This window comes from Halorubrum sp. B53 (assembly GCF_059752395.1).
The window spans coordinates 147,561-166,047 of sequence record NZ_MWTH01000005.1 but is presented as its reverse complement, the minus strand read 5'-3'; the positions used below and the strand labels follow the sequence as shown (position 1 = coordinate 166,047).

The 18,487-nt window shown below is 70.4% G+C and carries 18 protein-coding genes and 1 tRNA gene; 7 read left to right on the top strand and 12 right to left on the bottom strand.

What is annotated here, in order from left to right; genetic code table 11:
* Positions 1-45: 45 nt before the first annotated feature.
* On the bottom strand, positions 46-1,254 hold the full coding sequence (lhgD, locus tag B4V06_RS04265) for an L-2-hydroxyglutarate dehydrogenase (protein WP_123113454.1): 1,209 nt from the start codon (positions 1,252-1,254) through the stop codon (positions 46-48).
* A gap of 130 nt (positions 1,255-1,384) precedes the next feature.
* On the opposite strand from lhgD, the gene rdfA reads away from it, so the two are divergent.
* Positions 1,385-2,029, top strand: coding sequence for a rod-determining factor RdfA (rdfA, locus tag B4V06_RS04260; protein WP_123113455.1), 645 nt, complete (start codon positions 1,385-1,387; stop codon positions 2,027-2,029).
* A gap of 15 nt (positions 2,030-2,044) precedes the next feature.
* Here rdfA and B4V06_RS04255 read toward each other — a convergent pair whose 3' ends face one another.
* The 5 genes from B4V06_RS04255 to B4V06_RS04235 all read right to left on the bottom strand — a co-directional run bounded on the left by B4V06_RS04255 (position 2,045) and on the right by B4V06_RS04235 (position 8,176).
* Positions 2,045-3,352: an acetamidase/formamidase family protein gene (locus tag B4V06_RS04255; RefSeq protein ID WP_498167686.1), complete on the bottom strand. Its 1,308-nt coding sequence runs from the start codon at positions 3,350-3,352 to the stop codon at positions 2,045-2,047.
* Between the two features lie 435 nt (positions 3,353-3,787).
* Complete coding sequence (locus B4V06_RS04250) at positions 3,788-4,174, bottom strand: DUF7126 family protein (RefSeq protein WP_498167683.1); 387 nt, start codon at positions 4,172-4,174, stop codon at positions 3,788-3,790.
* Positions 4,174-5,091 carry a glutamine-hydrolyzing GMP synthase gene (gene guaA, locus B4V06_RS04245; protein ID WP_498167681.1) on the bottom strand — a complete coding sequence of 306 codons (918 nt, stop codon included), beginning with the start codon at positions 5,089-5,091 and terminating at the stop codon, positions 4,174-4,176. Before guaA ends, B4V06_RS04250 begins: the two co-directional genes overlap by 1 nt.
* Entirely contained in the window at positions 5,092-6,747 is a 1,656-nt protein-coding gene (gene pyrG / locus B4V06_RS04240; protein ID WP_123113459.1) for a CTP synthase, read from the bottom strand.
* Positions 6,748-6,859: 112 nt separating this feature from the next.
* The gene (locus B4V06_RS04235; RefSeq protein WP_498167678.1) at positions 6,860-8,176 is read right to left on the bottom strand and encodes an outer membrane protein assembly factor BamB family protein; all 1,317 of its coding nucleotides are present in this window, start codon (positions 8,174-8,176) and stop codon (positions 6,860-6,862) included.
* Between the two features lie 161 nt (positions 8,177-8,337).
* Between B4V06_RS04235 and B4V06_RS04230 the strand changes: the two genes are divergently transcribed.
* A complete protein-coding gene (locus B4V06_RS04230; RefSeq protein WP_498167676.1) occupies positions 8,338-8,781 on the top strand; it encodes a hypothetical protein in 444 nt (147 codons plus the stop codon).
* A gap of 93 nt (positions 8,782-8,874) precedes the next feature.
* Here the strand turns inward: B4V06_RS04230 and B4V06_RS04225 are convergent.
* The 4 genes from B4V06_RS04225 to B4V06_RS04210 all read right to left on the bottom strand — a co-directional run bounded on the left by B4V06_RS04225 (position 8,875) and on the right by B4V06_RS04210 (position 11,669).
* Positions 8,875-8,958: transfer RNA gene (locus B4V06_RS04225), tRNA-Leu, on the bottom strand.
* Positions 8,959-8,993: 35 nt separating this feature from the next.
* Positions 8,994-10,244, bottom strand: coding sequence for an endonuclease/exonuclease/phosphatase family protein (locus tag B4V06_RS04220; protein WP_498167673.1), 1,251 nt, complete (start codon positions 10,242-10,244; stop codon positions 8,994-8,996).
* Between the two features lie 100 nt (positions 10,245-10,344).
* Entirely contained in the window at positions 10,345-11,262 is a 918-nt protein-coding gene (locus B4V06_RS04215; protein ID WP_498167671.1) for an EamA family transporter, read from the bottom strand.
* A gap of 62 nt (positions 11,263-11,324) precedes the next feature.
* Positions 11,325-11,669 carry a hypothetical protein gene (locus B4V06_RS04210; RefSeq protein ID WP_498167668.1) on the bottom strand — a complete coding sequence of 115 codons (345 nt, stop codon included), beginning with the start codon at positions 11,667-11,669 and terminating at the stop codon, positions 11,325-11,327.
* 148 nt (positions 11,670-11,817) lie between these two features.
* Between B4V06_RS04210 and B4V06_RS04205 the strand changes: the two genes are divergently transcribed.
* Both B4V06_RS04205 and B4V06_RS04200 read left to right on the top strand, forming a co-directional pair.
* Positions 11,818-12,372 (top strand): DUF309 domain-containing protein, encoded by a 555-nt coding sequence (locus tag B4V06_RS04205; RefSeq protein WP_123113464.1) that lies wholly within the window; start codon positions 11,818-11,820, stop codon positions 12,370-12,372.
* A 64-nt stretch (positions 12,373-12,436) separates the two neighbouring features.
* The gene (locus B4V06_RS04200; protein ID WP_498167664.1) at positions 12,437-13,240 is read left to right on the top strand and encodes a M14 family metallopeptidase; all 804 of its coding nucleotides are present in this window, start codon (positions 12,437-12,439) and stop codon (positions 13,238-13,240) included.
* 36 nt (positions 13,241-13,276) lie between these two features.
* On the opposite strand, the gene B4V06_RS04195 is transcribed toward B4V06_RS04200, so the two are convergent.
* Positions 13,277-13,675, bottom strand: a complete 399-nt coding sequence (locus B4V06_RS04195) for a cupin domain-containing protein (protein ID WP_123113466.1) — start codon at positions 13,673-13,675, stop codon at positions 13,277-13,279.
* Between the two features lie 177 nt (positions 13,676-13,852).
* On the opposite strand from B4V06_RS04195, the gene B4V06_RS04190 reads away from it, so the two are divergent.
* Positions 13,853-15,034, top strand: coding sequence for a M50 family metallopeptidase (locus tag B4V06_RS04190; RefSeq protein ID WP_123113467.1), 1,182 nt, complete (start codon positions 13,853-13,855; stop codon positions 15,032-15,034).
* Between the two features lie 96 nt (positions 15,035-15,130).
* Entirely contained in the window at positions 15,131-15,397 is a 267-nt protein-coding gene (locus tag B4V06_RS04185) for a glutaredoxin family protein (RefSeq protein ID WP_123113468.1), read from the top strand.
* A 33-nt stretch (positions 15,398-15,430) separates the two neighbouring features.
* On the opposite strand, the gene B4V06_RS04180 is transcribed toward B4V06_RS04185, so the two are convergent.
* A complete protein-coding gene (locus B4V06_RS04180; RefSeq protein WP_498167660.1) occupies positions 15,431-17,137 on the bottom strand; it encodes a DUF1508 domain-containing protein in 1,707 nt (568 codons plus the stop codon).
* Between the two features lie 119 nt (positions 17,138-17,256).
* Between B4V06_RS04180 and B4V06_RS04175 the strand changes: the two genes are divergently transcribed.
* The gene (locus B4V06_RS04175; protein WP_123113470.1) at positions 17,257-18,465 is read left to right on the top strand and encodes a metal-dependent hydrolase family protein; all 1,209 of its coding nucleotides are present in this window, start codon (positions 17,257-17,259) and stop codon (positions 18,463-18,465) included.
* The last annotated feature ends 22 nt before the right edge of the window (positions 18,466-18,487 follow it).

Genomic DNA, 18,487 nt, shown 5'->3' with positions numbered 1-18,487 from the left:
GGCGTCGTCCCGTGAGTGGTGGTCTCAACGTCGGACGGACGGAACTTAAACGGTCACCTTCGCCGCGAGCCGCTCCGCGATGTGCTCGCCGAACGGCAGCGAGGAGGTGAGTCCGGGGGAGACGGCGTTGAGGACGTGGACGGCGTCCTCGCGCTCGACGAACAGCGGCTCTTTCACCAGGTCGCCGTCCTCGCTCACGAGCTGGGCGCGGATCCCGGCGTAGCTCTTCTGTAAGTCCTCGGCCCGCACGTCGGGGACCAGCTTCTGCGACGCCGACGCGAACTTCTCTTTCCGGTACGACTTGTTCAGCTCCGCCCACGCCACCGAGAGCATCAGCGGCGAGGCGAGCAGCCGCCGGAACCCGCCGTAGGTGAGCGTCTCCAGCAGCTCGCGGGGGTTCACGTCCGTGTTGTCGTACGCCTCGCGGCCGAACGCGAGCACCGCGTTCGGGCCGACGATCACCTTCCCGTCGGTCCGGCGGGTGTAGTGGACGCCGAGGAAGGGGAGCTCGGGGTTCGGCGTCGGGTAGATCATCGTCTCGCAGAGCTCGGCGCGCTCGGGGCGCACCTCGTAGTACTCGCCGCGGAACGGGACCACCTGGTACTCCTCGCCGACGCCGACCTGGTGGGCCAGCGTGTCGGCGTGGAGCCCGGCCGCGTTGACCAGGTACGAGACCTCGAACCGACCGTTGCTCGTCGCGAGCCGGTATCCTTCGGCCGCCTCCTCGATCCGGGAGACCTCGTAGCCCGTGTACATCGTGACCCCCAGCTCCCGGGCCTCGCGGGCGAGCGCGTAGACGTACTGCTCGGAGTCGACGGAGGCGGCCTCCGGGGCGTGGAACGCGGCCTGGCCCTCCGCGTGCGGCTCGTGTTCGCGGATCGCCTCGCGGGAGTCGAGCAGCTCGTAGGCGACGCCGTTGGCCTCGGCCTGCTCCGCGAGGTCGTCGAGCCGCGCCTCCTCCTCGCCGTCCGTCGCGACGACGAGGACGCCCAGCTCCTCGCACGGGACGCCGTGCTCCTCGCAGTACGCCTTCATCCGGGCGGTGCCCTCGGTGGCGAACCGCGCCTTCTTCGAGCCCGGCGGGTAGTTGAATCCCGGGTGGAGCACGCCGGAGTTCCGGCCGCTCTGGTGGGAGGCGAGGTGATGTTCCTTCTCTATGACGGCGACGTCGAGGTCGGTCCGCTCGGCGAGGTGTTTGGCGACCGACAGCCCGACGCAGCCGCCGCCGACGATGGCGACGTCGTGGCGCATCATTTCGTGTCCGACGGATCCGGGAGCGGTGGCATATAGGTGCCGCTCGGGGCGAGACGGGACGGGGACCGTCGGCGCGGCCCGCCGGCGCGACGGTAACGCCTATGTCGCTGCCCGACGGTGGTTGTGACGAATGACCGACACGGACGGCGGCCGCCGGACCAAGGTGGCGCGGCTCGTCGACGAGTACGACCTAGAGGGCGTCGGCGACGAGCTGGAGGCGCGGTGGACGGCGACCGGCGACGACCACACGAGCCTGCGCGACCTCGCCGCCGAGTTCAACCGCCGGCTCGTCGAGGCCGAGGTCGACGAGGCCGGGGTGCGGCTGTCGGCGCGGGAGCTCGACGCGGTGGTGCGGTCGCTGACGGGCGACGACGTGACCGCCGCCGACCGCACGCAGCTCCGTCGGCGGCTCGAGCGCGAGGGCGTCGACGTCGACGCCCTCGACTGCGACGTGGTCACCTATCAGGCCGTCCGGAGCTACCTCCGGGAGCACCGCGGCGCGGAGTACGAGCGCGACGGCGGGGACCGCGCGACGAACGCGTCCCGGGCGATCGGGAAGCTCCGCGGCCGGCTGGTCTCGGTCGCGGAGTCGAAGCTCCGGGCGCTCCGGAAGACGCCCGCCCTCACGCTCGGGGAGTTCCGGGTGCTGGTCGACGTGGGCGTGCTCTGTACGGACTGCGGCTCGCGGTACGGCGTGGCCGAGCTGCTCTCGTCGGGCGGCTGCAACTGTGAGGAAGCGACGGAGCAAGAAGCGGCGACGGAGCCGGAAGAGTAGGGCGCCCCGACGACGCTACAGGTCGTACTGGTCCCGGACCAGCCCGTCGAGGCCGCGCTCTTCGAGGACATCGAGGGGCGCCAGCATGTCGAGCTGGACGACGCCCGGGAGCCGGCCGATCTGGACGCCGCCGGTGAAGGTGCAGCGCCCGCGAACTTCGCCCTCGCTCATCGCTAAGAGCTTCGTCGCGCGGTCGAAGGCGTTCTGCGTGGCGTCGTTGACCGTGGCGCCGGAGCCGACCACCTGAATCGGCGCCATCTCCGTCTCCGTCTCGACGCCGTGCTCGGCGCCGAGCTCGCGGCCCGCCTCGCGCTCCGCGTCGGTGTACGGCGCGCTGATGAAGGGGAGGTCCTCCTCGTTCGGGAGCAGCACGGGGCCGTCGAGCTCGAGCCCCTCGATCACCTCGACGTCCATGGTGACGGTGCCGCTCACGTCGGTGGTGTGGAGGGAGAGCTCGCCGTCCCCCTGGTTCGCGTGGAGGTCGCCGACGTAGACGCCCCCGCCGTCGACGTCGACGGGGCAGATGAGGGTGGCGCCCGGCCGGACCTCGGGGATGTCCATGTGGCCGTCGGTGCGCTTCTCGAGGTCTTCCTCGGTCTCGACGCCGTAGTCGTGGTCGGCGCCGATGAGGCTCTGCCCGAAGTCGCCCGCGTTGTGCGAGTCGGGCATCGTCACGGACGGCGTCGTCCCGATGTTGCCGATAAAGGGCCGGAGGCGACCGAGCGTGCCGGGCATCCCGTCGGGCTCGTACAGCAGGATCGGGTGCTGCCGGGAGTTCTCGGGGATGTCCATCACCTCGTCGGCGTCGGTCGCGAGCTCGTGGGCGCCCTCCTCGTCGAGCGTGACGCCGACCGCGTTCTCGTGGTCGAACGCGACGGTGTAGCCGTACTCGAAGCCGAACGAGGAGGCGTTGGCGCCGCACTCCGCACAGCGGATCGCGTCCTCGCCGGTCCCCTCGACGTAGGAGTCGGGCCACGTCGTCCCGCACTCCGGACAGCGGTGGTCGACGAACGGGTCGTCCCGGAACGCCTCCTCGCGCTCGTCCATCGACCCCGTGCTCGTCGCCATGCTCGTCACCTCCACGTCGCGGATGCGGATCGCGACGGCGTCGCCGACCTCGGCGCCCTCGACGCGGATCGGGCGCGTCACCTCGTGGCCGCCTCGGAACGAGGGGGTGACCATCGGCCCCCAGCAGCCGGGCGGCGTGTACGTCGTCACCGTCCCGCCGTCGGCGACGGTGCCGGCCCACTCCTGGTCGGGACCCACCAGTCCGAGCGTGTACTGGTCGACGTACAGCTCCTCTTTCACTTCTTGCTGTGACATGACACGCCACACTACGTGGTACACCGGAATAATGGTACTGTTCGCGGAACCGGGCGGGGGAGTGGAGTCCAATTCCAAAATAACAAAATAAGTATATAAAATAGGTAGTGACAGATATTTAGAACGTGTCGATGAGAGCCGACACGGCGACGCTCTCTGTTTAAAAACGGTTTAAATTAGATACAGTGTATTCTCGACGGATTTCAACGCGTTATCCGGGTCTCGGCCATCCCGTCCCGATCGCATGTGATTCGCGGGCGCGATAGAGTCAGAAGAAGCGGCATTCGAACCCCAGAAATGATTTTAACGTCGGTTTGGGAGTGTTTTCTACGGATCGCTGCTGCTGATGTTTATAAAATATAAATAATAGCATTTATTTCGACATGTAATCGATCCCGGGCGACGACAGCGTCGAGCGCCCCGACGCCGAGGCGCCTACGCCGCGCGGTCGGCGGCGCCGTCGACCAGCTCCTCGGCGACGGTCGCGGCGTCCATCAGGGCCGGGTCGATCGCGAGGTCGGCGACGCCGGCGACGAACTCCGGCAGCGACCGCTCGGCGTACGTCACGGCGTAGGCGTTCGGGTTCAGCTCCTTGGCGATCGGGATGCCGGTCGCCTCCTCGACGTCGGTGAGGACGAAGTAGGCGGCCTCGGCGATCCCGGCCTCGGAGAGCGCGTCGGCGGTGACGAGCCCGTCGATCCGGCGGACCTCGACGCCGAGCGCGGCGAGCTCCTCGCCGAGCCCGTGCTCGTCGGGGCCGGCGACGACGGCGAGCGAGCCCTCGGCGCGGCCGCCGTCGGGGCGGGCGGGGGTCCCCGCCATCACTCGTACTCGATCGTCGCGGGCGGCTTGTGGGTCACGTCGTAGACGACGCGGGCGACGTTCTCGTTCTCGCCGGTGATCCGGCTCTGGATCCGCTGGAGCGTGCTCCAGTCGATCTCCTGGGCGCGCGCGGTCATCCCGTCGCGGCTCTCGACCGAGCGCACGGCGACGACCCAGCCGTGCACGCGGTTGTCGCCCTTCACGCCGGTCGCCTTCCCGAGGACCGCGGCGAACGCCTGCCACGGGTCGTACTCCTCCAGCTCCTCCTCGACGACGTGCGTCGCCTCGCGGGCGACCGCGGCCTTCTCAGGGGTGACCTCGCCGACGATCCGGACGGCGAGCCCGGGGCCGGGGAACGGCATGCGCTCGGAGATGATCTCCTCTAACCCGAGCTCGCGGGCGACCTCGCGGACCTCGTCCTTGTAGAGGTCGCGGACGGGTTCGACGATCCCCTCGAAGTCGACGACCTCGGGGAGCCCGCCGACGTTGTGGTGCGACTTGATGTTCCCCTCGGACTCGATGCGGTCGGGGTAGATCGTCCCCTGCACGAGGTAGTCGGCGTCGACGTCGCGGGCGACGGTCTCGAACTCGTCGATGAACCCCTCGCCGATGACGTGGCGCTTCTCCTCGGGGTCGGTGACGCCCGCCAGCCGGTCGAAGAAGCGGTCCTGCGCCTCGATCACCCGCAGCGACTCCATGAACGAGAACGTGTCGCGGATCTCGTCGGTCTCGCCTTTCCGCATCAGCCCGGTGTCGACGTAGACGGGGGTGAGCTGGTCGCCGACCGCCTCGTACGCGAGCGTCGCCGCGACCGAGGAGTCGACCCCGCCGGAGAGGGCGATCACGGCGTTCGCGTCGCCGATCGCCTCCCGGATCTCCGCTATCGCCTCGTCGATGAATGCCTCCGTCTCGACCATCTATAGCCTCACGTCCGCGTTCCGCTCGGTTGTGTCCGTCGATTCCAGCGCCGCCTCGACGAGGGCGACGAACGGCGGGCTCGCGCGGTCCGGCCGCGACCGGAACTCGGGGTGCGCCTGCGTCCCGAAGAAGAACGGGTGGTCCGGGCGCTCTAAGATCTCCATCCGGTTGTCGGCGCGCCCGGAGAACGTCAGCCCGTCGGCCTCCAGATCGTCGATGTACTCGGGGTTCACCTCGTAGCGGTGGCGGTGGCGCTCGGTGCAGGCGTCGGCGTCGTACACCCGCTCCGCGAGCGTCCCGGGCTCGATGTCGGTCTCGTGGGCGCCGAGCCGCATCGTCCCGCCCATGTCCTCCGTCTCGTACTGGTCGGGGAGGAGGTCGATGACGGGGTGGGGGGTGTCCGGGTCGATCTCGGCGGAGTGCGCGCCCTCCAGCCCGAGCACGTTGCGCGCGTGCTCGACGACCGCCATCTGGAAGCCCAAGCAGAGCCCGAGGAAGGGCACGTCGTTCTCGCGGGCGTACCGGACCGCCTCGATCTTCCCGTCCGTGCCGCGGGAGCCGAACCCGCCGGGGACGACGACCGCGTCGGCCGACGCGAGGCGCTCCTCGTGTTCCGCGCTGGTCTCGTCGGCGTCGACCCAGAGCACGTTCACCTCGGTCGCGGTCTGGATCCCGGCGTGTTTCAGCGCCTCGTGGATCGACATGTACGCGTCTTCCAAGGCGTACTTCCCGACGAGGGCGACGTCGATCTCGCGGTCGCGGTCGCGGGTGACCAGCTCGCGCCACTCCGTCGAGCGCTCGGCCTTCGGAAGCGCCTCGTCGCCCAGCCCGAGCCGCTCCATCACGTGCTCGTCTAACCCCTCGTCTTCCACCATCAGCGGGACGTGGTAGATGTCCTCGACGTCGGGGTTCGAGAAGACGGCGTCCGTCGGCACGTCGCAGAACAAGGCGATCTTCTCTTTCGTCTCCGGGTCCAGCCGGTCCTCGGAGCGGCCGACGAGGATGTCCGGCTGGAGCCCGATCGACCGCAGTTCCTTCACCGAGTGCTGGGTGGGCTTCGTCTTCTGCTCGCCGTTCTTCGAGTAGGGGACGAGCGTGACGTGGGTGAAGAGGATGTCCTCGTCGTCCTCCTCGTGGGCGAACTGGCGGAGCGCCTCCAAGAACGGCATCGACTCGATGTCGCCGACCGTGCCGCCGATCTCGATGAGACAGACGTCGGAGCCCTCGGCGGCCTCGCGGATGCGCCGCTTGATGTCGTCGGTGACGTGCGGGATGATCTGGACGGTCTTGCCGAGGTAGTCGCCGGCGCGCTCGCGCTCGATGACGTGCTGGTACGTCTTCCCCGTCGTGACGTTGTGGTCGAACGTCATGTCGGTGCCGAGGAAGCGCTCGTAGTTGCCCAAGTCGAGGTCGACCTCGCCGCCGTCTTTTAAGACGTACACCTCGCCGTGCTCGTACGGGTTCATCGTCCCGGCGTCGACGTTGAGATAGGGGTCCACCTTCACCGCGGTGACGTCGAAGCCCGCGTTCGCGAGGAGCCGCCCGGTGCTGGCGGCGGTGATCCCCTTCCCCAGCCCGGACATGACGCCGCCGGTGACGAACACGAACTTCCGACCCAGCGACGGGTCGTACCCTGTGTCGGGATCCGTTGGCATATCGACCGTCCGTCAGGGGCCGGCAAAACCGTTTCGGACCCTCCGTTTCGAGTGGACGTTCGTGACGTTTCCGCGCGGCGCACCGGAGGGCTCGTCTCCGGCTGCCGCCGCCTCACTCCGGCGCGGCGAGCTTGTAGCACATCCCCGCCTCGCCGGAGCCCTCCGGGGCGCGCTCGGCGTAGTATATCGCGTCGTCGGTGACGAGCGGCGCGCTGGTCACCTCCCCCCGCCCCTCGACCGTCCACGCGACCGAGCCGTCCGCGCGGTCGAGCGCGTAGAGGTTCGCGTCGTACGAGCCGACGAGGGCGTGTTCGTTCGTCGCCGTGACGCTGCCCGTGATCAGGCCGCCGGTGGGGGTCGACCACAGCTCCTCGCCGGTCGCGAGGTCGATCGCGTACGCGTTGGTGTCGTGGCTGCCAACGTACACCGTCCCGTCGTGGACCGCGGGCGCGCACATGAGCCCGCCCGTCCGCATCGGGTCGGGGTCGGCCGTCGGCGACACGTCCTCGTCGGTCTCGAACTCCCAGAGCCCGGTGCCGTCCGCGACGTCGACGGCGGTGACGGTGCCGGCCCACGAGGGGACGACCGCGATCCCCCGGCTGACCGCGATCGGCGTCTTGACGTCGCCGCCGGTGTCGTACGCCCACGCGCGCTCGCGATCAGAGAGGGACCACGCGTAGACGTGGCCGTCGTTGGAGCCGAAGAGGAAGCGGTCCCGCTCCAGGTCGACGGCGACCGTCGAGTGCGGGTGGTCGGTCGGCCGGTCGTCGCGCCACTCCACGTCGCCGGTGTCGGCGTCCATGACGACGACGGTCCCGCTCGGCGTCGCGTACTCGACGGCGACGTACAGCCGGCCCTCGTGGTAGGTGGGGCTGGCGGCGGCCGCGTCGCCGACGTCGGTCTGCCACAGGATCTCGCCGCTCGCGACGTCGACGGCGGAGACGACGCCGTCGTACGTCCCCACGTACGCCGTGCCGTCGGCGATCGCGGGGGTGCCGTGGCTCCCGCGGTCGTCGTCGGAGACGGAGGTCGACCAGTTCACCGTCCCGTCGGTCGCGATCGACTGGACGCGGCCCGTGTCGTCGGCGAGGAGGATATCGCCCGACGGCGCGAGCATGGGGCTCCCCTTCGAGGCGGTGTGGTCGCCGCGGTTCGCCGGCACGGCCCACTCGACTTCGACGGCTCCCGGAACCGTCGCGTCGATGTGGCCGTGGTTCCGGAGCCCCTGTCGGAACTGGGAGGCGAGCCCGTCGGGCGACTGCGGTCGGTCGGCGAGGTTCAGCGGGAGGTCGGCGGCCCCGTCGAAGTCGGAGCCGGCGTCGTCGCCGTCGGTCGGAGAGACGCCGCGGAGCGAGCCGCACCCCGCGAGTCCCGCGACGCCGACGCCGCCGGCGACCCGGAGCCAGTCGCGACGCGTCCGTTCGGTCATGAGAGAGCCTCCAGCGGAGGGGATAAAAATCCACCCTGGTCGACGAGACGGAGCCGTCCGACGGCCGGAGCGATCGACGGTGAGGTGGACCAGCAAGCGAGCGTCGACCGACCGTCGAGCGAAAGCTACTCCTTCCCCGCGGAAGCAGTCGTGGCCGTCCCATGAACCTGTCAGCAGTCCCTCCACTCGCCGCGGCGGGCGTCGCGCTCGCGTTGAGCGTCCTCCGTCGGCTCCCCCCGCTCCTCGTGTCGTCGGCGATAGAGACGCCGCCGGTTCGCAGGCTCGGGCTGTACGTCGCCGCCGGGCAGTTCGTCGCGTTTCTGCTCGTCTACGGGCTCCTGTTCGGCGTCTCGTTCGCCGTCGGGCGGCGACGCGACAATCCGCGGCGCGACGGTCGGATCGCGCTGGCGGCCGGCCTCGCCGCCGCGGTCACGACTCTCGTCGGCACCGCCGCCGTGCTCCTGATCGCCGAGCCGCAACAGGGCGCCGTGGTGATCCTCCAAACGCTCGGGTCCACGTTCGGCGTCGGCGCCCAGCTCGGGATCGTCGTCTTCGCCGGGCTTGCGCTCGCCCGGTACCGGAGCGAGCGCCCGACGGCGGCGTAGCCGTCGCTGGCAGTCGATCGTCGGTTCAAGGAATTTTGCGAGGGAAGAGCGCTCCGAGAGCGTCTTCCGCATCACGGGGGTGGACCCCGGCGATGCGAGGGGAGGGATTTGAACCCACGGACCTCTACAGGAGCGGATCTTGAGTCCGCCGCCGTTTCCGGGCTTGGCTACCCTCGCACGCAGTCGGCACCAAGCCCTCCGGGTGGTTTAACTCACCGGTTTCCGCGGCCGCGGCCCTTTCCGGAGGAACCGGGCTGTACGGCGATGTCGGCCCACACGAGACGGTGGTCCGAGGCGGTCGCCACGTCGTCCGCGAGTCCGCGCTTGTTCGCGTTCGGATTCGGCCACACTACCGACGAGGCGCGCTTCGAGAGGTCGGGCGAGGGCAGCACCCAGTCGACCTTGGATCCATCGCCGCCGAAGTTCGCGGTCGCGTACTGGTTGCCCAGTTGCGCTCCGCCCGGACTCGTCGGGAGGCTGCGGCTGTTGAAGTCGTCGTTATCGACGAAGTACTTCGTCGCCGGATCGAGCGGCTCGTCGCCGGGTCCGGCGTTCATGTCGCCGAGGAGAACGTAGGAGGCGTCGTCGCTAAGCCCGCCTTCTGTTCCGGAGTCGTCGCAGATGTAGTCTGCGCCGGCGACATAGTCGGCCCAGAATCGGTTCTCATCGTGATTCCAGCGGCCGTTGAAGTTGTTGACTCCGTCGAACACCGGCGGCGTCGGGTGCGAGAACAGCCCGTGGACGGTGTCGCCGTCGACATCGAACGGCACGTCGATATGGGTCTTCGAGGAGAGGCGGAAGACGTCCAGCTCCTCCTCGGTCAGATAGATCGCGGTTTCGTTCTCTCCCGGCTCGGTCACGACCCCTTCATCGCCTGCGAACGGGATCAGATTGTCCGGCATGTCTGCCCAATTAAATTCCTGGAACGAGCGGATCGCGCCCTCGTCGAAGGGATACTTGCTCGCGATGCCGAAGGCGTACTGACCGGGATAATTCCCGAACCCGAACGCGTCTCCCGGCCGCGTGCCCGCGACGCCGTCCTTGTTGAAGTCGTAGTCCTCCTCGGGAAGAACCCCAGTGTTGCTCTTCGGCTGAAGTGTGTACTCGTAGTCGATTCCCTCCAGATACGTCTCCTGCGGCTCGCTGAGGTAGTTCTCGACGAATGCCTCGATGTTCGTCTGATCCGTGGGGACGTCGTTGACCGACGACTCCTGCTCGTTGTTCGCGAGCTCGTTGACGACGAGCACGTCTGGGTCAACCTCCTGTATCACGCGGGCGGCGGCCGCCGCCTGTTCGTCGCCCTTCTCCTGTACCTGTCTGGTTCCCAAATCGACCACGTTGAACGCGGCGTACCGCGGCGTGGGCGCGTTGCCCCGTCCCGCCGCGGTGCCGACGATTCCGGGCACCGTCGCGGCCGCACCGATCGCCTTCAGCACGCTCCGCCGTGAGGTATCGTGTGGCATGCGACCGCTTGTTTTATTTATCCGATATTAAATTTTTAAATATACCCCAATTATCTGATGATAATTTGTCCGGCGTCGGACGGGCGGACTCGCCGTGCCCTCACAGCGCGATCATCGCGACGCCGACGACGGCGAGGGCGGCGGCGACGAGCCGCACGCGGAAGTAGCGCTCGCCGAGGACGACCCCGCCGAGCACGACGGCGATAATCGCTTGCGTGTTGATCACCGGCGACGCGACGCTCGCGGGGAGCGACGCGAACGCGACGGTCGTCAGGTGCTCCCCGAGCGCGACGATCGCGCCGGCCGTGAGGAACTTCGGCGCGTCGCGCCGGGTCACCGCGGGCGGGTTCCGGAGCGCGGCGGGCAGCAGCACGAGCCCGGCCCCGGCGAGGAGCAGGGGCACCCACAGCGTCCCGGGGATCGCGAGCTCCTGGAGGGCCACGCGCTTGCCGAGGTCGGCGACGGCGTAACACGCCGCGCTCACGAGGGCGAGCTGGGCGGGCCGCGAATGGACGGCGCCGACCAGCGGCGCGAGCAGGCTCCCCGGCTCGTAGTTCGCGACGTAGACGGCCGCGGTGGCGACGACGACCCCGGCCACCTGTATCGGCGCGAGCACCTCGCCGAGCAGCAGCACCTCCAGCGGGAGCACGAACATCGGGACCACCTTGTTGATCGGGGTCACGTAGGAGACGTCGCCGTCCTCGATCGCCCGGAGGAAGAGGACGAACGCGGCCGCGGTCGCGGTCGCGGTGCCGGCGACGACGACGGCGCTCGCGGGGTCGACCGCCGCCAGCGAGCGAGCGATCCGCCCGGGGGCGGCGAGCGGGTCGCCCGCGAGCGCCGCCCCGCCGAGGTCGTTCGTCGTGACGGTCACGGGGAGGAACCACGCGATCGCGGCCGCGTTGATCAGCACCGTGAGCCCGGCGGGCGGGTAGCCCGAAAAGGAGCGCTTCAACACGAAAATGTAGCTCCCCCACACGAATGCGGCCCCGATCGCGGAGAGGAGCCCGAAGTCCATCGACCGGTTCGATGTCGGCCGCAGGAAAGAGGCGTTCGATCCCGCCGACGGGGCGCGGTCGCTTACGCGGTCGCCCCGGGGACGTCGCCGTCCGTGGCGGCCTCGTCGTCCGCTGCGGGCTCCTCGCTCGTGGGGGCGCGGTCGCTCGCGACCTCCATGGCGTACCCGGCGATGCCGGCCGCGGCGACGCCGATTCCGAGCGCGCGCGTCTGCCTGAGGTACGCCGGCCTCGCTTCGAGTTCGCCGGCGTTCTCGAAGTTCATCCCGAGCAGTTTCCGCGTGAGCGCCACGCTGAGCCCCGGCGCGGCAGCGGTGATGAGGCCCTGTCCGATCGCGAGCAGCGACCCGAGCTTGCGTTTCGATGCGTCGTCGATCGGGCCGCACGCCGTCTCGTCGCTGTCAAGCATACGCTCGGGTAGGCCGCCGAGACGCATGAATATTGTGCGGATTCTACATTCGTGCAGTCGGAACGCGGCACCGCGGCCGCGGGAGAGACCGGAACGCCGCCGCCACCGGCACGAAAACGTTAGCACCCCGGCCGCCCGTTACTCGGGCATGGACGATCACACCCGGGACCCCGGCGTCGCCCCGCCGCTCGGGAACCCGACCGGGTGGCACGCGGCCGGCGAGGGGTCGGACCGGCCGGGCGACAGCGGGGGCGACGGAGACGCCGACGCCCGGCTCGCCGGGGGACACTGGGAGCACGCCACGCTCCGCCGGGCGACCGAGCACGGCGTCCGGCTGTTCAACGCCGGCGAGTACCACGAGTCGCACGACTGCTTCGAGGACGAGTGGTACAACTACGGGAGCGGGACCACTGAGAGCGCGTACCTCCACGGGATGGTGCAGGTCGCGGCGGGCGCGTACAAGCACGTGGACTTCGAGAACGACGACGGGATGCGGTCGCTGTTCGAGACCGCGCTCCAGTACCTCCGGGGCGTCCCGGACGACTTCTACGGCGTCGCCGTCGACGAGATTCGGGAGACGCTCCGGGCCGCGCTTGACGACCCCGCCGCCCTCGACGGCTGGCGGATCCGCCTCGACGGCGCGCGTCCCGAGGCGTACCCCGCGGACTACGAGTACGCCGAGCGGATCGACGAGGGGCACTGACTCCGGGCGCGGGAGCCCGTCCGCGATCCGAACGCGACTTACCGTCCGAGCGCGTCGCACGGGTATGGACGTGTACGAACTGGGCGAGGGCGAGCCCGAAGTCGCGGTCGTCGGCGCGATCCACGGCGACGAGCCCTGCGGCGCCCGCGCGGTCCGACGGCTCCTCGACAGCGACCCCGACGTCGAGCGCCCGGTGCGGCTGATCGTCGCCAACGAGGCGGCGCTCGACGCCGGGGTGCGCTACCTCGATGCCGACCTCAACCGAGCATTCCCCGGCGACGCCGACTCGGATGCCCACGAGGAGCGGCTCGCCGCCGACCTCCTCGACGAGACGAACGACTGCACGACCCTCGCGATCCACTCGACGCAGTCCTCCGCCGAACCGTTCGCGGTGATCGACTCGATGGACGAGGTCGCTCGCGGGGTCGCCCCGCACCTCCCGGTGGACGTCGTCATCCAGACCGACGCGTTCACCGAGGGGCGGCTCATCGAGCACCCGCACACGCTGGAGGTGGAGGCCGGCCTGCAGGGGTCGGACGCGGCCGCCGACAACGCCTACTGGCTGACGCGGGCGTTCCTGGCCGCGACCGGCGCGCTCCCGGCGCCGGGCGCCGACGACGCGGTCGACGCGGGCGGCCGCGACGGCGTCGAGGTGTTCCGGCTCCGCGACCGGATCCCGAAGCCGAACGCCGAGACGTACGAGGTGTTCGCGCGCAACTTCGAGCGGGTCGAGGTCGGCGAGGCCTTCGCGGCCGCCGGCGACGAGCAGCTCCGCGCCGACGAGCCCTTCTACCCCGTGTTGCTCTCGCCGTACGGCTACCGCGACCAGTTCGGCTACGTCGCCGACCGAGTCGGGACCATCGAGTGAGCGGCGGGGCCGAGGCGGGTCAGTCGACCCGTCCGGTCACTCGACCAGTTTGATCTCGTCGTCGCCGTTCGGCACCGCGCAGATGAACGCCCCCGGCTCCTCGCCCTCGTTCCGGTACCAGTGCTCGACGCCCGCCGGGATCAGGAGGCTGTCGCCGGGAGCGACGACGTGCTCCTCGTCGCCGATCCCGACCGCGTACTCGCCGGCGAGCACGTACTGCTCGTGTTCGACCGCGTTCGTGTGCCGGGGGACCGAGGCCCCGGGCGCGAGCTCGAACCGCCGCATCGCGAAGTGCGGGGCGCCGTCCGACTCGTCGATGAGGACCCCCTTCCGGAGCCCGTCGGCGGCGTCGACCGCCTCGTAGCCGATCTCGTCGCCGCGTTTCAGGACCCCGCCCGGCGCGTCCGTCGCCTCGTCGTCGGTTGCGTCGTCCATACCGACCGATCGACGGCGAGGCGTTTATAAACGGCGACGAGGGTCGGCGTCGCGCGTTCCCGACGCCGGCGGTGTGCACCCGCCCGTGCCCCTCGGCGTCGTCGGGCGACTGCGCCGCGAGCGCCCGGCCCCGCCGGCCCCCGGACGTTTAACCGCCCACCCGACTTACTCGGGGACATGCGAGGACTCAAGATCGGGACGGCGCTGGGGATCCCGGTCAGGCTCAACTGGACGTTCCTGATCGTGTTGCCGCTGTTCGCCTACCTCATCGGCTCGCAGGTCGAGATGATCGCCGAGGTGATGAACGAGACGCTCGGCGCCGGGATCGATCCGGCCGCGCTGGCCGGGGGGCTCACGCCGTGGGGGCTCGGGCTGGCGGCCGCGCTGGGCCTGTTCGGCGGCGTCCTCCTCCACGAGTTCGGCCACTCGGTCGTCGCCATGCGGTACGGCTACGAGATCGAGTCGATCACGCTGTGGCTGCTCGGCGGACTCGCCAGCTTCACGGAGTTCCCCGAGGACTGGAAACACGAGTTCTGGATCGCGATCGCCGGCCCGGTGGTCAGCGTCGCGGTCGGCATCGGCTGTTACGCCGTGTACTCCCTGGCGCCGGTCGGGTCCGACGCTGTCCTCTTCGTGTTCGGGTACCTCGCGCTGTTGAACGTGGTGCTCGCCGTCTTCAACATGCTCCCCGCCTTCCCGATGGACGGAGGACGCGTCCTCCGGGCGCTGTTGGCCCGGAACCAGCCGCACGCGCAGGCGACCCAGCGCGCCGCCGCGGTCGGGAAGGCGTTCGCGTTCATCATGGGGATCATCGGGCTGCTGAACTTGCAGCTGCTTTTGATCGTGCTCGCCTTCTTCATCTACATCGCCGCCTCCGGGGAGGCCCAGCAGACGACCCTGAAGGCCGCCTTCGAGGACGTCACCGTCGGCGACGTGATGACCGGCCGCGAGGAGCTCCACACGGTCAGCGAGGACACCTCCGTCGCCGACCTGATGAGCCGGATGTTCGAGGAGCGGCACACCGGTTACCCCGTCCTCCGCGGCGACGATCTCGTCGGGATGGTGACCCTGGAAGACGCGCGGTCGGTCCGCGAGGTGGAGCGCGACGCGTACACCGTCGGCGACGTGATGGCGACGAACGTCGTCGCGGTCGGCCCGGAGACCGACGCGATGACCGCCCTCCAGACGATGCAGGAGCACGGCGTCGGCCGGCTGCCGGTCGTCGACCGGCAGGAGCGACTCGTCGGGATCATCTCTCGCTCGGACCTGATGACCGCGTTCAACATCATCCAGACGGGCGGCACCCCGAGCATCATCAGCGGGCGGCGACAGGTCGGGGACGACCCCGACGTGTTCTGAGCCGCCGGTCGCGACTCCCCGAGCCACCCGACCGAAAGCGACACTCCCGCCGACCGTACCGAAAGCGACTCCTCGCCGCCGACCGTACCGACGCCCATGAGCGAGTCGGACGCGACGGTCCCGGTGACGGTGTACACCCGCGAGGACTGCACGCTCTGTGACGCCGCCCGGGAGACGATAGAGGAGACCGCCGCGGGGCTCGACGTGACGATCGACCTCGACATGGTCGACGTCGACGAAGACCCCGAACTCGCCGAGGAGTACGGCGAGCGCGTCCCGTACGTGCTCGTCGACGGCCACCCAGCATTTAAATACGAAGTCGACGAGCGCGAGCTGCGGCTGAAGCTGCTCGCGGCCTCGTGAACGGCCGTCGACCGCCGGCGGCGACCGCGACGGCTACGCGACCGTCTCCTCGCCGGCGCCCGGGGCGTTCGCCTTCACGCCCGTGACCGCCTCGACCGCGTTCGACCGGGAGGCGTACCCCTCCCCGGAGTCGGCCACGATGTTCCCGTTGCGGTGGCGGAGCCGCCAGCGCCACTCCCCGCCCGCGTCCTCGTATATCTCGAAGGCGGCGTCGCTGACGTCCAGCACGTCGGCGTCCGGGGCGTAGTCGCGGACGCGCTCGATCGCGTCTCGCGCGTTCGACTTGGAGGCGTACCCCTCCCCGGAGTCGGCCACGATGTTCCCGTTGCGGTGGCGGAGCCGCCACCGGTAGTCGCCGCCCTTGTCCTCGTACAGCTCGAACGTCGCGTTCGGGGTCTCGTCGGCGTCCCCGTCGCCCCCGTCCTCCGCGTCGAGGTCGTCGAGGGCCGCCTCGGCGGCGTTCGACCGCACGCTGTCGAGCCCCTGGCGGGCCTTCGAGCGCGAGGAGTACCCCTGGCCCGAGTCGGCGAGCACGTTCCCGTTCTCGTGGATGAGCCGCCAGCGCCACTCCCCGCCCGCGTCGCGGAACATCTCGAAGGCCGTGGGGTCGACCCGGAGGTAGTCCGCCGCGGCGACGTGCTCGCGGACCCGCGCGAGCGCGCGCTCCGCGTTCGACTTCGAGGCGTACCCCTGGCCCGAGTCGCCGATGACGTTGCCGTTGTCGTGGCGGAGCCGCCAGCGCCACTTCCCCCCCGCGTCCTCGAACAGCTCGAAGGTCGCCACGCTCTCGATCCCCTCGTCGTCGCTCGGGATCGCCACGTCGGGCGCCGTCGCGTCCTCGGGCTCCGGGCCGTCGTCCGCGGCGACGGTCTCCCCCTCCTCGGGCGCCGTCTCGATCCGGAGGAGCCCGGCGCCGAGCGCGTTCCGCCGGACGCTGTGGAGCCCCTGCTGGGCCTTCCCGCGGCTGCTGTACCCCTGTCCCGACGTCGCGATGACGTTGCCGTTGCGGTGGCGGAGCCGCCAGCGCGGCTTCCCGCCCGCGTCCTCGAACAGCTCGAATCGGGCCTTGCTCTCGCGGAGCGACGCGGCCTCGGCGTGCGCGGTCGCCGCCTCGTCGTCGAGGTCCGCCGCACGCCCCTCCGCGGCGGCCAGCTCCTCCCGCGTCGACGCCAGCTCCTCGCGGACCGACGCCAGGTCCTCTTCCGTCGACGCCAGCTCCTCGCGGGTCGCCTCCAGCTCCGCGCTCGTCTCGTCGCGCTCGGCCGTCGCGGCGGCCGCCTCGCCCCGCATCCGCTCGTAGTCCTCGTACACCGGGTCGGAGAGCAGCGGCACGACCGTCCCCGCGAGGCCGATGAGGAGCAGCCCGACGCCGTACAGCGCGATCACGGTCGGATCGCCGGACGCGGTGAACCACCCGCCCGGGAAGATGTTCACGAACCAGACCACGCCGAGGACGCTCACCGCCGTTCCGAGGTACCCGAGGTACGTCCCCGCTCGACGGAGCGGGAACCGGATCACGGCCCCGAGCATGACGAACGGGGGCGCCAGCGCCGTCAGCGCGTACGCGATGCCGCGGGTGGCCGTCGCCGCCTCGGTGAGGAAGAACAGCGCGACGCCCGCCAGCCCGAGCAGCACGCCGAACCCGAACAGCCAGTAGCCGTTCACCTCGTCGTTCGTCGTCGGCGTTCCGATCCGGCGTTCGTACAGCCCGCCGCGGTCAGGTTTGTCAGTCGTTCCCATGGTCGGCGGATCGCCGGCCACCCGGTTATATATATGGGTGGGTGACACGAGTTCGCGGACGTCCGATCGGGACTACCGGGACCCGAGCGTTTACCCGTCGAACGGTCTCTCATACGGGTATGCACGTGATCAGAGGCGGACGCGTTGCGGACGTAGACGGGAGTCGCGAGGCCGACGTGGCGGTCGCGGACGGCGAGATCGTCGCGGTCGGCGACGCGGCGGCGGTCGACGAGGCGGTCGACGAGGCGGTCGCGGAGCGCGGCGACGGGAGTGGCGACGCCGGAGTCACCGAAGTCGACGCCGGCGGGAAGGTCGTCGCGCCGGGGCTGATCGACGCGCACGTCCACGTGATGATGGACGGGCGACCGGACGTCTCGACCGCGGTCTCCGACAGCGACTACACCGCGAGCTACCGGGCCGCCAGCAACCTGCGGGCGGCGGTCGAGGCCGGCGTCACGACCGTCCGCGACCTCGGGAGCCGGGGGACGCTCGCGCTCGACGCCGGCGAGGCGGTCGCCGTCGGCGACATCGACGGCGCGCGGGTCGTCGCGTGCGGCCGCAACGTGATCATGACCGGCGGCCACGGCAACTGGTTCGGCCGCGAGGCCGACGGACCGGCCGAGGTCCGGAAGGCGGCCCGCGAGCAGCTGAAGGCGGGCGCAGACGTGCTCAAGTGCATGGCCACCGGCGGCGTCCTCACCGAGGGCGCGGTGACGGGGGCCCCCGAACTCACCCCCGAGGAGCTCGCCGCGTTCACCGGCGCGGCCGCGCCGACCGATACCCCGACCGCGGCCCACGCCCACGGCGAGGAAGGGATCAAGAACGCGGTCGAGGCCGGGATCACGAGCGTCGAGCACGGGACGTTCATGGACCGGGAGGCCGCCGAGATGATGGCCGACCGCGGCACCTACTGGGTGCCGACCGCGAGCGCGCTCCGCGGCATCGTCGACAACGGCGTCGAGGCCGGGATCCCGGAGGACGCCGTCGCGAAGGCCGAGGACGCCGCCGACCGCTTCGACGACGCGTGGGACCACGCGCTCGACGCCGGCGTCCCGATCGCGATGGGGACCGACGCGGGCACGCCGTTCAACTTCTTCGAGGAGATCCCGCAGGAGCTCGCGTACATGGTCGACTACGGCCTCTCGCCCGAGGCCGCGCTGGAGGCCGCCACCGTCAACGCCGCGGACCTGCTCGGGCTCGACGACATCGGCCGGGTCGCTGAGGGGTACCAAGCCGACCTCGTCCTCCTCGACGCCGACCCGACCGAGGACGTCGAGGCGTGGCAGGACCCGGAGGCGGTGTTCGCTCGCGGCGATCGGGTCGCGTAGGCACGCGCGACCGCCGCCCGCG